This is a genomic window from Methylorubrum populi (assembly GCF_002355515.1).
Lineage (GTDB): Bacteria > Pseudomonadota > Alphaproteobacteria > Rhizobiales > Beijerinckiaceae > Methylobacterium > Methylobacterium populi_A.
Genome location: NZ_AP014809.1, coordinates 2,487,954 through 2,506,631 on the forward strand (window position 1 = coordinate 2,487,954; position 18,678 = coordinate 2,506,631).

Sequence of the window (18,678 nt, forward strand, 5' to 3'; positions counted from 1 at the left end):
CGACGACAAGGATTGGAAGGCTTCGGACTGTACGGTGACCGAACCGTCGACGATCCGGCGGGCCATCTCGGCGGCCTCGATCGGAAACGTCGCCGAATGGTACGATTTCGGCGTCTACGCCTTCTTCGAGCCGACGATCCAGAAGGTGTTCTTCTCCAATCTCTCCCACACGATGGGTGAGATCGCCACCTTCGGCCTGTTCGCGGTCGCGTTCCTGATCCGGCCGCTCGGCGGCATGTTCTTCGGTCCCCTGGCCGACCGCATCGGCCGCAACAAGGTTCTCGCGGCGACCATGATTCTGATGGCGGCGGGCACCTTCGCCATCGGCTGCATCCCGAGCCAGGAGAGCATCGGCGTCGCCGCGCCCCTTCTTCTCCTCGTCGCCCGCCTGGTCCAGGGCTTCTCCACCGGAGGCGAGTACGGCAGCGCCATGACCTTCATCGCCGAGTACGCGCCGGACCGGCGGCGCGGCTATCTCGGCAGCTGGCTGGAATTCGGCACCTTCACCGGCTACCTGCTCGGCGCGATCGTCGTGACGGTGGCCGGCGTCGCCCTGACCGAGGAGCAGCTGCTCGACTGGGGCTGGCGCCTGCCGTTCTTCCTGGCCCTGCCGCTCGGACTCGTCGGCGTCTACATGCGTTCGCAACTGGCTGAGACACCCGCCTTCGCGGCCCTCGAGCAGGAGGCGGAGGATCGCGAGAAGCGTCTGCGGGCGGGGCAGACCGCGCGGGACATCCTCGCCCTCTGGCCCTACGTCCTGGTCTGCATGGGCTTGGCGCTCGCCTGGAACGTGCCGAACTACATGCTGACCTCCTACATGCCGACCTATGTCACGCAGACCCTGCCGATGATGCAGCATTCCGGCGGCATCTCCCCGACGGCGTCGCAGATCCTGCAACTCGTCGTGATGCTGCTCGCGCTCCTGTCGATCCCGTTCATCGGTCGCCTGTCCGACCGTTTCGGGCGCAAGCCCTTCGTCCTGATCGGGGCGATCGGCCTCGTGGTCCTGGCGCTGCCGATGATCCTTCTGATCCGGAGCCAGAGCGAGACCGCGGTCTTCCTGGGCCTGCTCATCATGGGGCTGCTGCTGATCTGCTTCAGCGCCACCATGCCCTCGACGCTGCCGGCCCTCTTTCCCACGAATGTCCGGGCCAGCGGCCTCTCGATCGCCTTCAACGTCTCGGTGTCCCTGTTTGCCGGAACGACGTCGGTGGTCGTCGGATCGCTCGTGGCCTACACGGGCGACCTCAACTGGCCCGCCTACTACCTGATGATCGCCGGCGTGATCGGAGTCGTCTCGATCCTCGTCATCCGTGAGCCCAACGGGACGAGCATGTGGGGCTCTCCGCCCGCCGCCGCGAGCGAGCAGGAGGCGCACGATCTCGTCGGAAACGGCGGCGCGAACCCGGTCTCCGGATCGGGCGGGCCGGTCGCGCTCGCTGCCGCGCAGCGCCCGGTGCTGTGAGCGCAGCGCAGGCGGGCCGAGCCGACGGCGCATCTCCGCCCCGAGGGCGGTTTGGTGCGGTTGAGCGGGGCGAGGAAGCGGGTCCGCAGCCGGGAAATCGCGCCGTGCCAAAGCTTTGGGCAAGCCGCCCGATTTCCAAATCGCCTGCCTTGTCCTAGCTTGCCGCAAGTCGTCCCGGCAGGATCAAGGCATGCGCATCCGGATCGTCCACGATACGGTCTACACCTACGAGCAGCCGGCCCGCGGCCTGATCCAGATCCTGCGGCTGACGCCGCGCGACCATGACGGGCAACACGTGCGCGAGTGGCGGATCGAGCCCTCCGTGAACGGGCGGCTCACCGCCCGCGAGGACGGGTTCGGCAACCTCGTTCACTGGTTCACCGCCGACGATCCGACCGATGCGCTCACCGTGCGGGTGACCGGCGAGATCGAGACCTTCGAGACGAGCGGCATCGTCCGCGGTGCGGTCGAGCGCCTTCCCGACCTGTTCTACCTGCGCGACACCCCGCTCACCGAGGCGAGCGCTGAAATCAAGTCCTTCGCGGAGCGGGTCGCTGGGGAGGGGGAGGGCGATCCTCTCTCGATCCTGCACCGCCTGCTCGCCGCCGTGCATGACACGGTGATCTTCGAGCCGGGTCCGACCAGCGCCAGCACCAGCGCCGCCCAATCCTTCGAGGCGGGGAAGGGCGTGTGCCAGGATCTCACCCACATCTTTCTCGCGGCCGCCCGGCACCTGGAGATCCCCTCACGCTACGTCTCCGGCTATTTCCGCCGCAATGACGGCGGCGACGACCAGAAGGCGGGGCATGCCTGGGCGGAGTCGCTGGTTCCGGAGCTCGGCTGGGTCGGCTTCGACCCCGCCAACGGCCTCTCGGCGACGGAGGCGCATGTGCGCGTCGCCGTCGGCCTCGACTATCTCGGCGCCGCGCCGATCCGCGGCAGCCGCATGGGCGGGGGCACAGAAACCCTCGACGTGGCCCTGCGGGTCGAGCAGGTGCAGGCACAGCATCAGGCGCGAGGCCAGCAGAGTCAGAGCCAGTCGCAGGGCTGAGCCGGAGCTCCCGCGTCGGGGGATCGGCTTCGGAAAAGTTGTCTTGCGGCCCGCGCTCGGCGCGTGCGAAGCGATCCGCCTGGTTCCGCCCGGATCAACCGGGCCCCTCTGCTGAGGCGGGTGCCGCCATGACCTACTGCGTCGGAGTGCTCGTCGAGGACGGGCTTGTGATGATCGCCGACACCCGCACCAACGCGGGTCTCGACAATATCTCGACCTACCGCAAGCTGCACATGTTCAACGTGCCCGGCGAGCGCGTGATGATGCTGGCCTCGGCCGGCAACCTCTCGATGACGCAGTCGGTGCTGAGCATGCTCCGCGAGGGCGTGGACGACGTCGAGGGCGAGACGCCGCCCAAGCTCCAGGACGCGGCGACCATGTTCAAGGCGGCCCAGCTCGTCGGCCGGGCGATCCGCCGGGTGCGCGAGATCGAGCAGGCCGGCTTTGAGGCCGCCAACCTGCGCATGGAGGTCTCGTTCCTGTTCGGCGGGCAGATCGGCGACGAGCCGATGCGGCTGTTCATGATCTACTCGGCGGGCAACTTCATCGAGTGTAGCCGCGAGGCGCCGTTCCTGCAGATCGGCGAGCACAAATACGGCAAGCCGATCCTCGACCGGGCGGTGACCTACGAGACCGATCTCTACGACGCGCTGAAGGTCGGCCTCGTGTCGATGGATTCGACCATGCGCTCGAATCTCGGCGTCGGCCTGCCGATCGACATCGCCCTCCAGCGCCGCGGGACCCTCGACCTCGAAGTGAACCACCGCATCGAGGCCGGCGAGAGCTATTTCCACGATCTGCGCGAGCGCTGGTCGGCGGCGCTGAGGGCGGCGCACCGCGCGATCCCGCGCCCGCCCTACGGGCCGCAGCGTTAGCGCATCGTGCCGGATATCGGATCCAGCACGGTGCGCTAGGCTTTTGTTTTTGCATCATCTTTTTCCGAAAGCCGGAAACTACCTTTCGGGATGATGCTCTAGGCGGGGCTACCTCGTCGCGCTCAGAATCTCGTCGACGAGAGCCGGCACCGTCTCGCTGGCGCGCCCGAGCCGGGCCGCCTCGAACATCCTAGCATTGTCGGCAGCTTCCAGGGTGAGGGCGAGTGTCGGGATGCCGAAGGCGCGGGCCTGGGCCACGTAGCCCGCCGCCGGGTAGACCGCGCCGGAGGTACCGATCGCCACGAACAGGTCGGCCTCGGCGAGCGCCTCGTCGATGGCGTCGAGGTGTTTGGGCATCTCGCCGAACCACACCACGTCGGGCCGCATCCCGCCGCTTCGGCCGCAATGCGGGCAGGCCGTCTCCAGGGTGAGATCCTCGTGCCAGACGGGCTCGGTTCCGCAGGCGGTGCAGCGGGCTCTCAGGAGCTCGCCGTGCATGTGCACGACGTGGCGGGAGCCCGCCCGCTCGTGCAGGTCGTCGATGTTCTGCGTGCAGAGAAACAGCCGGCCGCCGCGCTCGGCCAGCCCGGCCTCCAGCCGGGCCAGCGCCGCATGCGCCGGGTTGGGCGCGGCGGCGAGCGAGTCGCGGCGGCGATGGTTGTAGAAGTCGTGGACCAGCACCGGATCGGCGGCGAAGCCCTCGGGCGTCGCGAGGCGCATCGGATCGAAGCGCGCCCACACGCCCTCCGTGTCGCGGAACGTGCCGAGCCCGCTCTCCGCCGAGATCCCGGCGCCGGTAAGGACGAAGACGTTACGGGTCATGACATCGCTCAAGCGTCCGACAGGCGCGTCGCGAGCACCTTGTCGATGCGCCGTCCGTCCATGTCCACGACCTCGATCCGCCAGCCCTGCGTCTCGATCGCATCGCCCTCCGACGGGATGCGTCCGAGCTGGACGATGACGAAGCCGGCCAGCGTGGAGAAGTCGTCCGAGCGCGGACGCTCCGGGAGGCCGAGGCGATCGAAGGCGTCGGTCGCCGACATCATGCCGTCGATGAGCAGCGAGCCGTCCTCGCGCTCGACCACCATCCGTTCCTCGCCGGGCTCGGGAATCTCGCCGGCCATCGCCTCGAGCAGGTCGGTCTGGGTGACGATGCCTTCCAGGCTGCCGTACTCGTCGACGACGATCGCCATGCGCACCGGCTTGGTCTGGAACATCTCCAGCACCTTCAGGATCGCCAGACCCTCGTGGACGACGATGGGCTCGCGGGTCGCCCCCTTCACGTCAAGGGGCTTTCCGTCGAGGAACTGGTCGAGGAGATCCTGCTTGCGCAGCACGCCGACGACGTCGTCGATCTGCCCGCGGCTCACCACGAGCTGCTCGTGGCGGCAGGCGCGCACCGCCTCGATGACCTCCTCCTGGCTATCGTCCAGATCGACCCAATCGACCTCGTTGCGCGGCGTCATGATCTCGCGGATGCGCCGCTCGCCGATGGCGAGGATGCGCGCCACCGCGTCCTCCTGCGCCTCGTGCAGCAGGCCCGCCTCGTGGCTCGCGGTCACGAGAAGGCTCAGCTCCTTCGGGGAGGGAAGATGGCCCTCGCCCTCGCCGGGCCGCAGGCCGAGCATGCGCAGCACGCCGTTGCCGAGGCCGTTGAGGAGGTGGATCGCCGGGCCGAAGATCAGCAGGAACAGGGTCAGCGGCCGCACGATCACGAGCGCGGTGCGCTCGCTGCGCTGGAGCGCGAGGCTCTTCGGCGCGAGCTCACCCAGCACGATATGCAGCGTGGTGATGACGGCGAACGCCAGGGCGACGGCCAGGGTGTGCGCGGTGATGCCGGCAGCCCTGTCGGGCAGCCAGTGGAACAGCGGCTCGATCAGGTGGGCCAGCGCCGGCTCGCCGACCCAGCCGAGCGCCAGCGACGAGAGGGTGATGCCGAGCTGGGTCGCGGCGAGATGCGCGTCGAGCCGGTCGGTGGCGCGCTGGAGCGCGCGGGCGTTGGCCCGCCCCTCGTTGACCAGCTCGGCGACCCGGCTGCGCCGCACCGCGACGAGGGAGAATTCCGCCGCGACGAAGAAGCCGTTGGCGAAGACGAGCGCGATGACCGCGAAGAGGCCGAGCGCCGATGACCAGAGACCGTCCGAAATCGTGCCCTCCCGGGCGAAGCCGCAACCCATGGCCGCAACCCGACGGCGGCACCGATGCTTAGAGCCGAACCCGGTCGCGGGGGAAGAGGTTCGGGCGCATTCTCGCTTGGGCGACCCGTCTGCGTCGTCGGATCGGCCCGCGGCGCCTTCGTCCGCAGGCCTGTCGCCATCGTTCGGGGCGATGGTGTATGCGGACCTTGTCGCCCCGGCCGCGCCACACTTCGTTCCCATGCTTTCCCACGGGCCGATCCCGGCGGCGGGGCCCGGAATCTGCGTTTTCGAGGGATGTGGCCGTGATCAAGCTGCCGAAGCTGTTTCGGCCCGAGCGCCGCGATGCCGCGGCCGCCGCCCCCTTCTTCGATCCGGCCTTCTATCGTTCCGCCTATCCCGACGTGGCCGCGGGCGGGGGCGATCCGCTTCGGCATTACCTCGACCACGGCTGGCTCGAAGGCCGCGATCCCTCCGCGGTGTTCTCGACCCTGTTCTACCTCGACCGACACCTCTCCGACCGACCGCCGATCAATCCGCTTCTGCACTATGCGGGCCTCTCCGGGGCGGAGCGGCTACGGGTCCCGACGCAGCCCGGTCCGGATTTTCCGGCACTCCAGGCCGCAGTGGTCGAACCGTTTTTCGATGCGCCGTACTACGCCCGCCTCGCCGGTCTGGAGGGAGGAGAGGATCCGCTCGCCCACTACCTGACCAAGGGCTGGCGGCGAGGGCTCGACCCGAGCGACGCCTTCTCCGGCGATGCCTACCTTCAGCGCCACGCCCATATGCGGCGCCTGGGTGTCAGCCCGCTCTATCACTTCGCCGCGACGCGGCGGCTCCAGGCCTCGGAGGCCGCCGCCCCGCCCGTGCGGCGCGGCAAGCCGCAGGCGACGTTGCTCCCCACCGACCCGGCGGAGGCCACCGACGCGCAGATCTACGAGACGGTCGCGGCCGCCTTCGACCGCGAGCATTACCTCGACACCAACGCCGACATCCGCCGCTCCGGCGTCGATCCGGTTCGCCACTTTCTCGATTTCGGTGCCCGCGAGGACCGCGATCCGAGTCCCGATTTCTCGGTGCGGTTCTACCGCAAGCATTACCGCCGGGAAGTCGGCGCCGGGGTCAACCCGTTCTTCCATTACCTCGCGGTGGGCCGGGCGCGCGGATTTCGCCCGACGCCGTTCGGTCTCGGCACCTGGCCCGCGCAGGTCGCGCCGACCCCGGACGAGTGGAAGGAGGCGCAGGCCGCCGCCGATATCGCGGCGGCGCGGGCCGTGCTGATCATGCCCGTCTATAAGGGCTACGACGACACCCTGCGGGCGATCCACGCCGTGCTGAGCGCGAGGCAGGCCACGCCCTTCGCCCTCCTCGTCATCGACGATTGCAGCCCCGACCCGCGCCTGAGCGCGACTCTGGCCGACCTCGCCGCGCGCGGCCTGTTTGTCCACCTCGTCAACGCGGAGAATCTCGGCTTCGTGCGGACCTGCAACCGCGGCCTGGCGTTCGCGGCGGGCAAGGACGTGGTGCTCCTCAACGCCGACATCGTCGTCTACGGCGACTGGCTCGACCGTCTGCTCTGGCACATCGACGCCGACCCCGGCGTCGCGACGGTCACGCCGTTTTCCAACAACGCCACGATCTGCAGCTATCCGCGGCCGAATGTCGACAATCAGACCCGGCTCGAGGTCATGCCGGACGAGATCGACGCCTTCACCCGCGTCTGCAACGCGCGCACGAGCTCGCCGGTGCCCACAGGGGTCGGCTTCTGCATGGCGATGCGCCGCGAGGCGATCGCCGCCGTGGGCCTCCTCGACGCCGAGACCTTCGGGCGCGGCTACGGCGAGGAGAACGACTTCTGCATGCGCGCCCTCAAGGCGGGCTTCACCAACCTCCTGGCGCACGACGTGTTCGTGTTCCACTCAGGCAGCGTCTCGTTCGGCGCGCTGCTCGCGACCAAGGGCGCGGACATCTTCCGCACCATCCTCACCAAGCATCCCGATTACCAGCGCCGGGTCCACAACCACATCGAAGTCGATCCCGCCCGCTTCGCCCGCCGCCGGCTCGACCTCTACCGGTTCGCCAAGCGTGCGGCGGAGAGCACCGAGCGCGGCCTCGCCCTGATCGTGACCCATGATTTCGGCGGCGGCGTCGAGACCCATATCGAAATGTTGAGCCTCCGGCTTGCCGAGGCCGGATTCGGCGTCGTCTACCTGCGCACCGACGAGCCCGGCGGGTTCAAGCTCGGCCTGCCCGGGGCAGGCGGGATCGACTTTCCCGTCTCCATCCTCGACCCGCTCTCCCTCGACCGTGACGCCGACCTCCTCGCCGAACTGATCGGCTGGCTCGGCCCGGCCATGGTGCATGTCCACTCGCTGGCGGGGCTCGATGCGCCCTCGACCCGTGCGGCAATGCGGCTGATCGAGGAAGCCGGTCCCGACTACGACGTGACGCTGCACGACTATGCCGCGGTCTGCCACCGCAACAATCTCGTGCGGCCCGACGGCGTTTTTTGCGGGCTGGCGGAACCCGCCGCCTGCCGCGACTGCATCCGTCTCGATCGCGACGCGGACGGGATGGTCCTGCCCGATCCGGCCGACCGGCGGCGGCTCTGGGCCGGATTCCTCGATCGAGCGAGAACGGTGTTCGCCCCGTCCGCCGATCTCGCCGGCCGCATCGGTCCGGCGCTGCATCTCGACCGCATCCTGCTGCGCCCGCACGAGGAGACGCTGAGCGGCGGCGCGCTCAAGCTCCGCCAACGCAGGGAGGGGCCGTTGCGGGTCGCGGTGATCGGATCGATCGGCGCGCACAAGGGCTACGACGTCGTCCACAACCTCGCCCTCGACGCCCGGCTGCGGCAGCTGCCGATCGTCTTCACGATCGTCGGCCACTCCGCCGAGCCGCGCGCCATGGAGGCAGCGGGCGTACGCGAGACGGGACTCTACGGCAGCGACGCGGCGGCCCTCAGGGAGATCGCCCGTCTCGATCCCGACATCGCCCTGCTGCCCTCGATCTGGCCGGAGACCTATTGCTACACCCTGTCCCTCGCGCTGGCGGCCGGGGTGCCGCCGGTGGTGTTCGACCTCGGTGCCCAAGCCGAGCGGCTGCGCGAGACAGGGGAGGGCCACAGGCTCGATCCGGCGCTCGCCGAGGATCCGCAGCGGTTGAATGCGGCTCTGCTCGCGCTTCCCATCGAGGCGCTCTGGGCCGCGCGCAAGCCGTTCCGGCCGACGGTCTATCCGCGGATCCTGGAGGATTATTACGGGCTCGGCGAAGCGGCCCCTGCGGCCCTTCGGGCCTCCTCCGGCGGCCTGCCGGCGGCGGCGGCAACGTCGGGCTAAGCCTCGGGCGACGACCGGCGCGATCCCCGCACATGTCATAGACGGAGCTGCCGCCCGGCGGCTACAACGGTCAAGCTAGGCGAGTCGCGCGCGGTCTCGCCTCGGCGTTCGTTGCAAGCCAAGGGGAAGCCCATGACCACGCAGAACCTCACCGTCACCGCCCGCGAGCGCGACACGCTTCTGGCGGCGTTGCGCTACTACCAGTTCTACCGGATGCAGGGTCACCCGTTCGATCCCCGGAAGGACGACCTCATCGACACCATCGCCGCCAGCAGCGGTGAGGCCCTCGACGTGACCGAGATCGACGATCTCTGCGCGGGCCTGCATGGAAACCGACACGCCCTGGCGAGTGTGGCGGCCTGAAGCAGGACCGTAACGCCCGAGGCGACCGGACCGACGTCAGGCGAGAAGGGCGTTGAGGAGAACGGCCGCTCCGAGGCCGAGCAGGAACGCCGCCGCGAGCAGAGATGTGTCTGCGGCGGTCATCGGGAGGCTTCGCCCGTCGAGATGCCGACCAGAAGCGGCCGACGGGTGACCACGACCTGTCCCGGAATCGGCGCCTCACCGTCGATCCGGGCGCTCACCGGAACGGCGCCGCCGGCCTGAGGCAGGCGCTGGGTGAAGACCTTCGCCGAACCCGTCGCGCCCGGCACCGCCTCGACGAGCGAGGGGGCGAACAGGGCATAGGCCGCCATCACCGTTCCGGCCGCCGCGATCTTGATCAGGTCCCGCATGATGTCCGCCCCACCGTTCGGAGCCCTTCCGGCTCTCGTATGGCGCCGTTCTAGGGACGCCGGGTTGCCAGCGGATTGCTTCGTACGGTTACCGGATTGCGTCGGCCGGAAGGCCGAAGAAACATCCGGAGCAACGAGCGTCGCCGAGCACCTGTTGGAGAGACTAGCGGGAAGCCCGCCGGACCGATGAGTGAAAACGCACGTCGTGCCGCGGCCCGGATTCGCACCCGGGCCGATCAGGGTCCTATCCGCCGAACACCGAGGTGAGCACCTCGCCCCCGCGCCTGATCGCGACCTCCCACAGGCCGAGATTGCGCTGCGTCAGCCGATCCAGGTCCTTGGTCGAGGTGATCGGCATGCCGTTGACGGCCACGATCACGTCACCCTTGCGGAAGCCCGCCCGGCCCGCGAGCGAGCCGTCATCGACGGCGGTCACCGCCACGCCCTCCTCCGGCAGATCCGTCTGCAGCTCCTCGCTCACCGCGGGCGAGGTGTTGACGAAGGTCGCGCCCGAGAACGGTGTGCGGGTACGGATCTTGAGGCTGTCGCGGGGGCGCGTCTCCGGTGCCGGGCCGAGCTTGACCGGGATGGTCTGCCGCTTGGTGCCGCGCAGGATGCCGAGATCGGTCGTGCCGGAGATGCCCTTGAGCGCGTAGCGGTAGCCGAAGGCCTCCGGATCGTCGACGGTCTGGCCGTCGACCGAGAGGATCACGTCGCCGCGCTTGAGGCCGGCCTCCTCGGCCGGGCTCTTGGCCTGCATGCTCGCCACCAGCACGCCGGTCGGCCGGTCGAGCCCGACGCTCTCGGCGATGTCGGGCGTCACGGTCTGCACGCGCGCGCCGAGCCAGGGCCGGCGCACGAGGCTGCCGCCGCTCTTGGCGGTCTCCACCACCGCGCGGACCATGCTGGCGGGGATGGCGAAGCCGATGCCGTGGCTGCCGCCGGATTGCGAGTAGATCGCGGTGTTGATGCCGACGAGGTGTCCCTTGAGGTCGACCAGCGCGCCGCCGGAATTGCCCGGATTGATCGCTGCGTCGGTCTGGATGAAGAACTGGTAGTCCGACGAGCCGACCTGGGTGCGGGCCAGCGCCGAGACGATGCCCTGCGTCACGGTCTGCCCGACGCCGAAGGGATTGCCGATTGCCATCACGAAGTCGCCGACCTCGAGGTGGTCGGAATCGCCGATCGGCATCGGCGCGATGTCGGCCGGGCTCTTGATCTTGAGCACGGCGAGGTCGGTACGGGGATCGCGCAGCACGAACTGCGCCTCGAACTCGCGCTTGTCGGCGAGCGCCACCTTCACCTCGTTCATGTTCTCGATGACGTGGTTGTTGGTGATGACGAGGCCCGAGGCATCGACGATCACGCCGGAGCCGAGAGAGCGCTGCGCCCGCTCGCCGGGCATCCCGCCGGGGCCGCGGCCCGGCCGCTCCTCGCCGAAGAAGCGGCGCATGAACTCCTCCATGGCGTTGGAGCGCGCGGAGCGCTTCTCGACATGCGAGGCGTAGACGTTGACGACGGAGGGCGCCGCCCGCTTCACCACCGGGGCGAAGGAAAGCTGGATCTCGCCCTTCGACAGGGGCACGGCCTTCTCCGACGGCTTCTCGGACGCCGCCTTCTCCGGCGCGGGCTTCGCGGGCGTGTTCGCCATCTGCGCCCCGGCGGGCGCGGCGGCGAGGAGCAGTGCGGATACGAGACAGGCCGGCAGAAGCGGCGAGGAGGGCATGCGAGGTCTCCCGGAGATCGCTGGAGCGGTGCGGGCTATGATGCGGGCTATGTAGACCCCTCGGCAGCGGCGGGCGAGAGGCGGAAACGCGCCTGCCTCGCCCGCGTGATCCGGCCGCGGCGCGCCGCCGTCGGACGTGAAAAAGGGCGGCCGCCCCTCAGGCGACCGCCCCGATCGTTCCCGGTGTTGAGAGCCCGCCTCAGTGCCGGCGGGCACCGTCGCTGAAGCGGTTGGCGCTGCGCACGATCTCGCTGAAGCAGGTCAGCGAGGCGTCGGCGGCGCGCTGCATCTCCGTGACTTGGAGACGAATCGCCTCCGCCGGGGACTTGGCGCGGGCGAGCGCCTGGATGTGCGCGATCGCCGCTTCGCCCTCGCCGCGGGCGAAGGCGAACAGCTTCGCGTTGATCTCGGTAAGGGGCGCGAAGGTCGGCACGAAGGCGAAGCTTGCGCCGATATGGACGCTGTGCGGCTTCGGCGGGGCGCCCAGGGCGGCCTCGGTTTCGGCCAGCGTCCGCGCGAGAGTCTCGTTCGCTGCTTCCACCGCCGTCTCCGCGGCTTCGGCGGCCTCCGACACGATTGGCTCCGGCACGGTGGGCACGGCGGCGACCTCTGCCGCATCTTGAACGGGATGCTCGATCGTCAGGCCGCCTTCGGCCGCCTGCGCCTCGGTGGGTTCAGCGGTGGGGCCCGAGGATTCGGGAGCGGCGTCCGCGGCCGGCGCGGCGGCCTCCACGGTCGGGACGTCCGCCGCGGTCGTCTCAGGCACTTCCGGTTGCTGACCCGGACCGGTCTGGTCCTGGTCGCCCTGGGTCTCGGCGAGCAGCGCGTCGGCAACCTCGGATTGAGGCGCGGTCAGCGTCGGCGGCTGGGAATTGACGGGCGCTCCGGATGAGCGTCCTCTGCGGCGGCTCGACGACATGGGCCTTCTCCTCGTTCGAAACCCTGTGCCCCCGCCCGCTCTCAATACGGCTACGGGGCCGATTGGCGCTGCGCGGAGCATAGCGTCGGAGCACGGGGTATGCCGAGCCCGTAGGGTGCGGATTCGGCCCCGTGCTCCCGCGACGGGCCATGGCGCCTTCGACGCCGTGGCCCGAAGCCGGACCGGATTAGCGGGCGGCGCTCTGAGCGAGGGCACCGTACTCCTTGGCCTGGGCCTGGAGCGCGGCGAACTGGGTCTTCAGGAACTCGGACTGGATCTCGAAGGCCTCGCGCGGGTCCTTCGCGCGCACGACGCGCTGCGCGTAGTCGAAGGTGGTGTCGGCATTGACCTTGGCGTGGTCGAGGCTCTTGAGCACCGCCGCGTGCAGCGTCGACTGAACGGTCGAGGCCGAGTTCCGGATCTGCTCGGAGGTCTTCACCGCACCGTTCAGGAACGTGCCGAAGGCGTTGCGAGCCTGATCGACGCTCTTGTCGGCAAAGTCACGGAACTCGGCGGGGATCTCGAAGCTCTGGGTGCTCATCTGTCTCTCCTGTCAGACGGACCGGGAGAATTCGGTTTCGGGGAGCCTCGTAGGCCTCCCCGCGGCTAACCGGCCCGCACCCCATATGTTGCGGTGCAACATAAAAGTCAAGGACAGTTTCCGACAGGCTCTGAACAATGTCCGTCCGATGGTGGGGCGGGGTTTATGCTTTTGTTATAGATCTAGTTTCTGGGTTCGATCCCGCGACGGCACCGCTCCGGATCGGCTTGCGAGGCCGGCACTATAATGACGAAAAGGGGTCCCTGCCAAGGGAGGCGCCGCGGGGATGGGCGGTCGGAAGCTGTGTGTCGTGCCCGACCATACCGCACTGCCGCATAAGGTATTCATCTCTCAGCCGGCTGTAGAGGGTCAGCAGGGATCGAGCGTGGGCGGCGAGCGTCAGCGGCGCCCGCCAGTACCGGTCATAGGCCTCACGGCCGAATCGGGCGGTCAGCGCATCGTCCTTGAGGCTGCCGAACGCACCGGTCAGTGCCGCCGCCTCCGGCTCGACGACGAAGCCGGTCTCGCCGTCGACGACCTTCTCCGCGGCGCCGGAACGCCGCGAGGCGACGACGGGAAGCCCCTGGGCCAGCGCCTCGTAGACGGTGAGCGGCCCGGTCTCGAGCCAGCGCGACGGAGCGCAGACCGCGCGCGCCCGTCGGCGCAGGATCGCCGCGACCGCCTCCGGGCTGCGCCAGCCGAGCACCTCCGCGCCCTCCGCCCGCAGGCGCGCCTCCAGCGGGCCGGCACCGACGAAGAGCGCGGGCAATCCGACCCGGCGCGCGGCCTCGGCGACGAGGTCGGCACCCTTCTCCGGGGTGAGGCGCCCGACATAGACGACAGCGTCGTTGGCGGCCGGCTCCGCCGGCGGCCCGCGCTCGATCCGCACGGGGTTGTCGACGCGGTGGTGGCGCACGCGCAAGGTGCCGAGCCGTCCCTCCACCCGTGCGCGGCTGCCGTCGCAGACATGAACGACGTCGAGCGCGGTCCGCCCGACCGCCAGCCGCAGGGCGGCGGCGCGGCCGACGCGCACGAGCTTGTGCAGCCGGCTCTTCGGATCGCAGGAGGCCGCGAGGCAGGCGCCGGAGAGGGGAGTGAGGGTGCAGGGTTCCGCCCGGTCGAAGCGGTAGTCAACGCCGTTCGGGCAGGCGAGAGCGTAGTCGTGGAGCGTCAGCACGACGGGGATGCCGCGGGCGAGCAGCACCGGCAGCACGGCGGGCGAGAGCGCGCGGGTCCACTGGTGCAGATGGAGGCAGTCGGGGGGGCGCGGCAGGGCGTCGAGCGTGTCGAGCGTCGCGGCGAGGCGCGCGGCGGCCGCGCCGTTCCAGATCCCCGACGCCGCACCGCGCCATGCCGGCAACGACCATACATCCGGGAGGCCGAGTTCGATCCGGCGCAGGCGCGGATGGTCGAGCAGCGGGTCGACGGGGCCGCCGATCGCCTGGATGTAGGTCACCTCCGCGCCGGCCTCCGCCAGGGCGCGGGCGGATTCGACGGCGACCTTCTCGGCGCCGCCGCTGGCCGCAGCGAATTCGGCGAGGATCACGACATGCATCGCCGTGCCCTGCTCGGAGGTAAGGGCGTCGTCGCGACGGGAGATCCCGTTCTCGGGCAAGGTGGCGCTCCGGGGACGAGGCCGAGACAGCGCGGCGAAGATCCGCCCGCAAGGTTTACGGGAGATCAACTGCCGGCTGGTAAACGGGTCTGGATCGTTCGCGGATCATCGCGAGAGCGGCGCGTCGGCTCTCGGGAAGACGCGTGGGAAAGAGTCGGGAGCCGCCGTGCACGTCGTCCTCGTTCTCGACCATGCCCATATCAATGGCGGGCAGGCCAAGGTCGCCCTCGATTCGGCCGTCGGCCTGCGGCAGCGCGGCCACCGGGTCACGGTCTTTGCCGCCGTCGGCCCGGTCGATCCCCGTCTCGCCGCGAGCGGTGCGCGGGTGGTCTGCCTCGGGCAGGACGACATCACCTCCACCACCAACAAGCTCGCCTTCGCCGTCCAGGCGATCTGGAACGCCCGCGCCTCCGCCCGCCTCGCCGCGGAACTGCGGCTGTGCGATCCCCGCGACACGCTGGTCCACGTCCACGCCTTCGCCAAGGCGCTCTCGCCCGCGATCGGCACGGCGATCCGGCGCTCGGGGCTGCCGTGCCTCTACACGATGCACGAGTTCTTCCTCGTCTGCCCCAACGGGGGATTCTACGAGTATCCGGCCGACCGGATCTGCCACCGCACGCCGATGTCGGCGGCCTGCCTCACGACGAATTGCGACGCGCGCTCCTATCCGCGCAAGCTGCTGCGGGTGGTGCGCCATCTCGGCCTGGAGCACGTCGCCGGGCTGCCGGGCCTGTTCCGCCACGTGATCACGATCAGCGCGCTGCAGGAGCGGGTGATCGCGCCGCTCCTGCCCCCGCGCACGGTGTTCCACCGGATCGACAACCCGATCTCGGTCGAGCGGCAGCCGCCCGAACGCGGCGCGCGCGAAGACGTCCTGTTCGTCGGCCGCATCTCGACGGAGAAAGGGGCGCCGATCTTCGCCGAGGCCGCGCGGCGGGCCGGCATCCGCCCGGTCTTCGTCGGCGACGGCCCGAGCGCGGAGGCGCTGAAGGCGCGCTATCCCGAGGCGGTGATGCTCGGCTGGAAGAGCGGGCCCGAGGTGCAGGCCCTGATGCGGCGCGCCCGCGCCCTTGTCTTCCCGAGCATCTGGTACGAGGGCCAGCCGCTCACCGTCTACGAGGCGCTCGCCTGCGGCTGCCCGGTCATCGTCTCCGACGCCTGCGCCGGGCGCGAGGCGGTGGAGGACGGCGAGAACGGGTTCTGGTTCCGCTCGGGCGATGCCGGGGCGCTGGCCGCCCACCTGACCCGGCTGTCGGACGACGTGCTGGCGACCCGCATGGCCGAGCGCGCCTACGAGCGCTACTGGTCGGCGCCGCTCAGCGTCGACGCACATCTCGATCGCCTGGAGCAGGTCTACGGCCTCGTGATGCGCGAGGTCCGTCCCGCTCCGCACCCGACCGAGCGGCCGGGCCTGCGCGGCGCGGCGCCCGCAGGACCGTGACCGATCGCGCGATCGCACGAAACAGGAAGGCCGCGCTCGCGTTGGTCCGCATCAGAGCCGCGCGGCCACGCGCGACGCATGACGACAGACCGCGAGGTAGACGTGTCCGACAAGACCCAGCCGACCGACGAGACCAAGTCCAAAGGCTTCCAGCAGGACGGAAAGGGCGACAAGGCGATCCCCGAGAACCGTAAGGACGAGAAGGACGAGCGCCTCGACGAGGCGCTGGAGGAGACGTTCCCCTCAAGCGATCCGGTTTCCGTCAAGATCACGAAGTAGCTCGGGCTCAGGCCGCGAGATCCGGCTCCTGCCGGGTCAGCCCGCGGGCCGTCGAGGCGGGGCTCGGCCGGCCGAACAGGTAGCCCTGCACCTCCCCGCAGCCCTCGGCCCGCAGATGTGCGAACTGGGCCTCGGTCTCGACGCCCTCGGCCACGGTGACGATGCCGAGGCTGGCGCCGAGGCCGATCACCGCCCGCACGATCGCCGTCGAATGCGGGTTCTCGCCGATCTGGCTGACGAAGGAGCGGTCGATCTTGATCTTGTCGAACGGAAATTTCTGCAGGTAGCTCAGCGAGCAGTAGCCGGTTCCGAAATCATCCATCGCGATCCGCACGCCGAGCCCCCGCAGGGCGTGCAGAGTCGCCACATTGGCCTCGCTCGCGGCGAGCAGCACCGATTCGGTGACCTCCAGTTCGAGCCGGTGCGGTGCGAGCCCGGAGAGGGCGAGCGCCTCGCGCACCGTCGCCACGAGGCCGGGATCGCGGAGTTGCACCGGCGAGAGGTTCACCGCGACGCGCACCGGATCGGCCCACAGGCTGGCCTCGGCGCAGGCCTGCCGCAGCACCCAGGCGCCGATCGGCACGATCAGGCCCGCTTCCTCGGCGAGCGGCACGAATTCGGCCGGCGGGATTGCGCCCTCGATGGGATGGTGCCAGCGCAGCAGCGCCTCGAATCCCACAACCGCCCGCGAACCGACGCCGATGACGGGCTGAAAGGCCAGCCCGAGATCGCTCCGGGCAAAGGCCTCGTGCAGGTCGGTTTCCCGCCGGCGCCGCGATCGGGCCCAGCCGTCCATCGCCGCCTCGAAACAATGGGCGACGCTGCCGCCGTCGGCCTTCGCCCGATAGAGGGCGAGATCGGCGTTGCGCAGCAGGGTATCGGGGTCGGTTCCGTGTTCCGGCAGGCGGGCGATGCCGATGCTCACGCCGATCTGGCAATCCCGGTCGCCGAGCCTGACCGGGCGTGACAGGGCCTCGATGATCCGGCCGGTGACGGCTGAGACGGTTGCGCTGTCGGGGCTGTGCAGCAGCACGGCGAATTCGTCGCCTCCGAGCCGGGCGACGAGATCCTCCCGGCGCAGGCAGGCGGTGATCCGTTCCGCGACCACCCGGAGCAGGGCGTCGCCGGCCGGATGGCCGAGCGTGTCGTTGACGAACTTGAACTTGTCGAGGTCGAGGCACAGCAGGGCGGCGCCTGTGCCCGTCCGGGCCTGCTCGGCGATCGCCTCGGCGAGGCGGAGGGCGAACAGAGCCCGGTTCGGCAGGCCTGTCAGCGAGTCGTGATGCGCCATGTGGGTGATGCGGGCCTCGGCGCGGCGCTGCTCGGTGACGTCGATGGCCGCGCCGAGAAGGGCGTGGCGTCCCTCGAAGGCGAGGGTCCGCTCGAACAGCGTCACCTCGATCAGCGATCCGTCGGCCCGCAGGTGACGCTGCGGGTGGCCGTCACGGGCGGGACCGCGTGCGCCGGCTTCCGAGAGGTCCGTCAGGCTCCGGGCCAGAAAAGCGTCCCGGCTGTAGCCGTAATGGGCGACCGCCGCCTCGTTCACGGCGATGAAGCGGGCCGATTCCTGGTCGACCAGCCACATCGGCAGCGGGTTGCTCTCGAACAGGAAGCGGAACGAATCCTCCCGCGCCTTGATATCGCCGACATCGGTCATGGCGACGGCGATGAGGTCGCCGATGGCCTGCGCCTCGACCTTCAGGTGGAGCGTCGTCCCGTCGGAGCGCGGCGTGGCGAGCTCGAACACCGCCCGCTCGGAGCAGCCGAGGATGCCGGACAGCCGCTGCGCCACACCGAGGCGCGCCGGGACGAAGTCGCACAGCCGCTGCCACTGCAGGCTCTCGATCGATCGGCCGAAGATCTCGGCGGCGCCCTGATTCAGGGCGACGACCTTGAAATCCGCGACCCCGCCCTCGGCGTCGCGGATGGCGCCGAGGGCCATCAGCCCCTGGCCGGTGGCACCGAACATCGCCTGCATCAATTCGGTGCGCACGCCCTCGCTGTCGACGTGGATGAGGAGGAGGGGGGTTCCGCCGCCATTGGCGAGCGGGACGCCCACGAGGCTCCAGGTGGTGACGATGCCGTCGGTGATGCGGTCACAGCGTGCGCTCGCCGGCTCGCCTGTGCGCAGGGCGGCAACGCCGATCTCCTCGATCGGCCGGCGGATCTCGTCGGGCATCCGGGCGAGCGGCCGGTCGCGGATCTCGTCCTCGAACCAGTCGCAAAATCCCGGGCCGCCCCACAGGATGCGCTCGGCCCGGCCCTCGCGCGTGGCGATCAGGGCGCAGCGATCGGCCAGACGTCCGAGACGGCCCAGAACGACGGCGTCGTAGCTCGGCATCGCCCCGGGGCGGCTTCGACAGTTGCGCCAGTGCTGGATCAGCGCGGTGGCGTGCGCGTCCGATGTCGGGATGGGCAAACGAAGGCCGTGCTCCGAGGATGTCGGGGCACGGCCTAGCAGGCGTTCATTGAAGGGAAGTATATGAGCCGGCTATACAGGACGGCTCGAAGACCAAGGCCCGCCCTCGACCAGCACAGCGCCGGTCGCGGTCGGATCAA

General features: G+C 70.0%; 15 protein-coding genes. 7 read left to right on the top strand and 8 right to left on the bottom strand.

Going from position 1 to position 18,678, the window contains the following annotated elements; genetic code table 11:
• Positions 1–34: 34 nt before the first annotated feature.
• The 3 genes from MPPM_RS11475 (at position 35) to MPPM_RS11485 (ending at position 3,391) form a co-directional block, all read left to right on the top strand.
• Positions 35–1,465: an MFS transporter gene (locus MPPM_RS11475; protein ID WP_244573540.1), complete on the top strand. Its 1,431-nt coding sequence runs from the start codon at positions 35–37 to the stop codon at positions 1,463–1,465.
• Positions 1,466–1,655: 190 nt separating this feature from the next.
• Positions 1,656–2,516: a transglutaminase family protein gene (locus MPPM_RS11480; protein ID WP_096485172.1), complete on the top strand. Its 861-nt coding sequence runs from the start codon at positions 1,656–1,658 to the stop codon at positions 2,514–2,516.
• Between the two features lie 128 nt (positions 2,517–2,644).
• Positions 2,645–3,391, top strand: a complete 747-nt coding sequence (locus tag MPPM_RS11485; protein ID WP_096485173.1) for a proteasome-type protease — start codon at positions 2,645–2,647, stop codon at positions 3,389–3,391.
• A 108-nt stretch (positions 3,392–3,499) separates the two neighbouring features.
• On the opposite strand, the gene MPPM_RS11490 is transcribed toward MPPM_RS11485, so the two are convergent.
• Complete coding sequence (locus MPPM_RS11490) at positions 3,500–4,213, bottom strand: SIR2 family NAD-dependent protein deacylase (RefSeq protein ID WP_096485174.1); 714 nt, start codon at positions 4,211–4,213, stop codon at positions 3,500–3,502.
• An 8-nt stretch (positions 4,214–4,221) separates the two neighbouring features.
• Positions 4,222–5,568, bottom strand: coding sequence for a hemolysin family protein (locus MPPM_RS11495; protein ID WP_244573541.1), 1,347 nt, complete (start codon positions 5,566–5,568; stop codon positions 4,222–4,224).
• Between the two features lie 263 nt (positions 5,569–5,831).
• Here MPPM_RS11495 and MPPM_RS11500 point away from each other — a divergent pair, with 263 nt between their 5' ends.
• Both MPPM_RS11500 and MPPM_RS11505 read left to right on the top strand, forming a co-directional pair.
• Entirely contained in the window at positions 5,832–8,864 is a 3,033-nt protein-coding gene (locus tag MPPM_RS11500) for a glycosyltransferase (protein ID WP_244573542.1), read from the top strand.
• A gap of 132 nt (positions 8,865–8,996) precedes the next feature.
• Positions 8,997–9,227 carry a hypothetical protein gene (locus tag MPPM_RS11505; RefSeq protein ID WP_096485175.1) on the top strand — a complete coding sequence of 77 codons (231 nt, stop codon included), beginning with the start codon at positions 8,997–8,999 and terminating at the stop codon, positions 9,225–9,227.
• A 119-nt stretch (positions 9,228–9,346) separates the two neighbouring features.
• Here MPPM_RS11505 and MPPM_RS11510 read toward each other — a convergent pair whose 3' ends face one another.
• The 5 genes from MPPM_RS11510 to MPPM_RS11530 all read right to left on the bottom strand — a co-directional run bounded on the left by MPPM_RS11510 (position 9,347) and on the right by MPPM_RS11530 (position 14,339).
• Positions 9,347–9,598 carry a hypothetical protein gene (locus tag MPPM_RS11510; RefSeq protein ID WP_096485176.1) on the bottom strand — a complete coding sequence of 84 codons (252 nt, stop codon included), beginning with the start codon at positions 9,596–9,598 and terminating at the stop codon, positions 9,347–9,349.
• A gap of 244 nt (positions 9,599–9,842) precedes the next feature.
• Entirely contained in the window at positions 9,843–11,324 is a 1,482-nt protein-coding gene (locus tag MPPM_RS11515; RefSeq protein ID WP_096485177.1) for a DegQ family serine endoprotease, read from the bottom strand.
• Positions 11,325–11,523: 199 nt separating this feature from the next.
• The gene (locus MPPM_RS11520) at positions 11,524–12,243 is read right to left on the bottom strand and encodes a phasin family protein (RefSeq protein WP_096485178.1); all 720 of its coding nucleotides are present in this window, start codon (positions 12,241–12,243) and stop codon (positions 11,524–11,526) included.
• A 187-nt stretch (positions 12,244–12,430) separates the two neighbouring features.
• The gene (locus MPPM_RS11525) at positions 12,431–12,784 is read right to left on the bottom strand and encodes a phasin (RefSeq protein ID WP_096485179.1); all 354 of its coding nucleotides are present in this window, start codon (positions 12,782–12,784) and stop codon (positions 12,431–12,433) included.
• A gap of 241 nt (positions 12,785–13,025) precedes the next feature.
• Positions 13,026–14,339, bottom strand: coding sequence for a glycosyltransferase (locus tag MPPM_RS11530; protein WP_244573568.1), 1,314 nt, complete (start codon positions 14,337–14,339; stop codon positions 13,026–13,028).
• Between the two features lie 226 nt (positions 14,340–14,565).
• Between MPPM_RS11530 and MPPM_RS11535 the strand changes: the two genes are divergently transcribed.
• Complete coding sequence (locus tag MPPM_RS11535; protein ID WP_096485180.1) at positions 14,566–15,840, top strand: glycosyltransferase family 4 protein; 1,275 nt, start codon at positions 14,566–14,568, stop codon at positions 15,838–15,840.
• A gap of 78 nt (positions 15,841–15,918) precedes the next feature.
• Positions 15,919–16,119 carry a hypothetical protein gene (locus MPPM_RS27970; protein ID WP_157914169.1) on the top strand — a complete coding sequence of 67 codons (201 nt, stop codon included), beginning with the start codon at positions 15,919–15,921 and terminating at the stop codon, positions 16,117–16,119.
• Between the two features lie 7 nt (positions 16,120–16,126).
• Here MPPM_RS27970 and MPPM_RS11540 read toward each other — a convergent pair whose 3' ends face one another.
• On the bottom strand, positions 16,127–18,538 hold the full coding sequence (locus tag MPPM_RS11540) for a putative bifunctional diguanylate cyclase/phosphodiesterase (protein WP_096485181.1): 2,412 nt from the start codon (positions 18,536–18,538) through the stop codon (positions 16,127–16,129).
• Positions 18,539–18,678 lie beyond the last annotated feature (140 nt).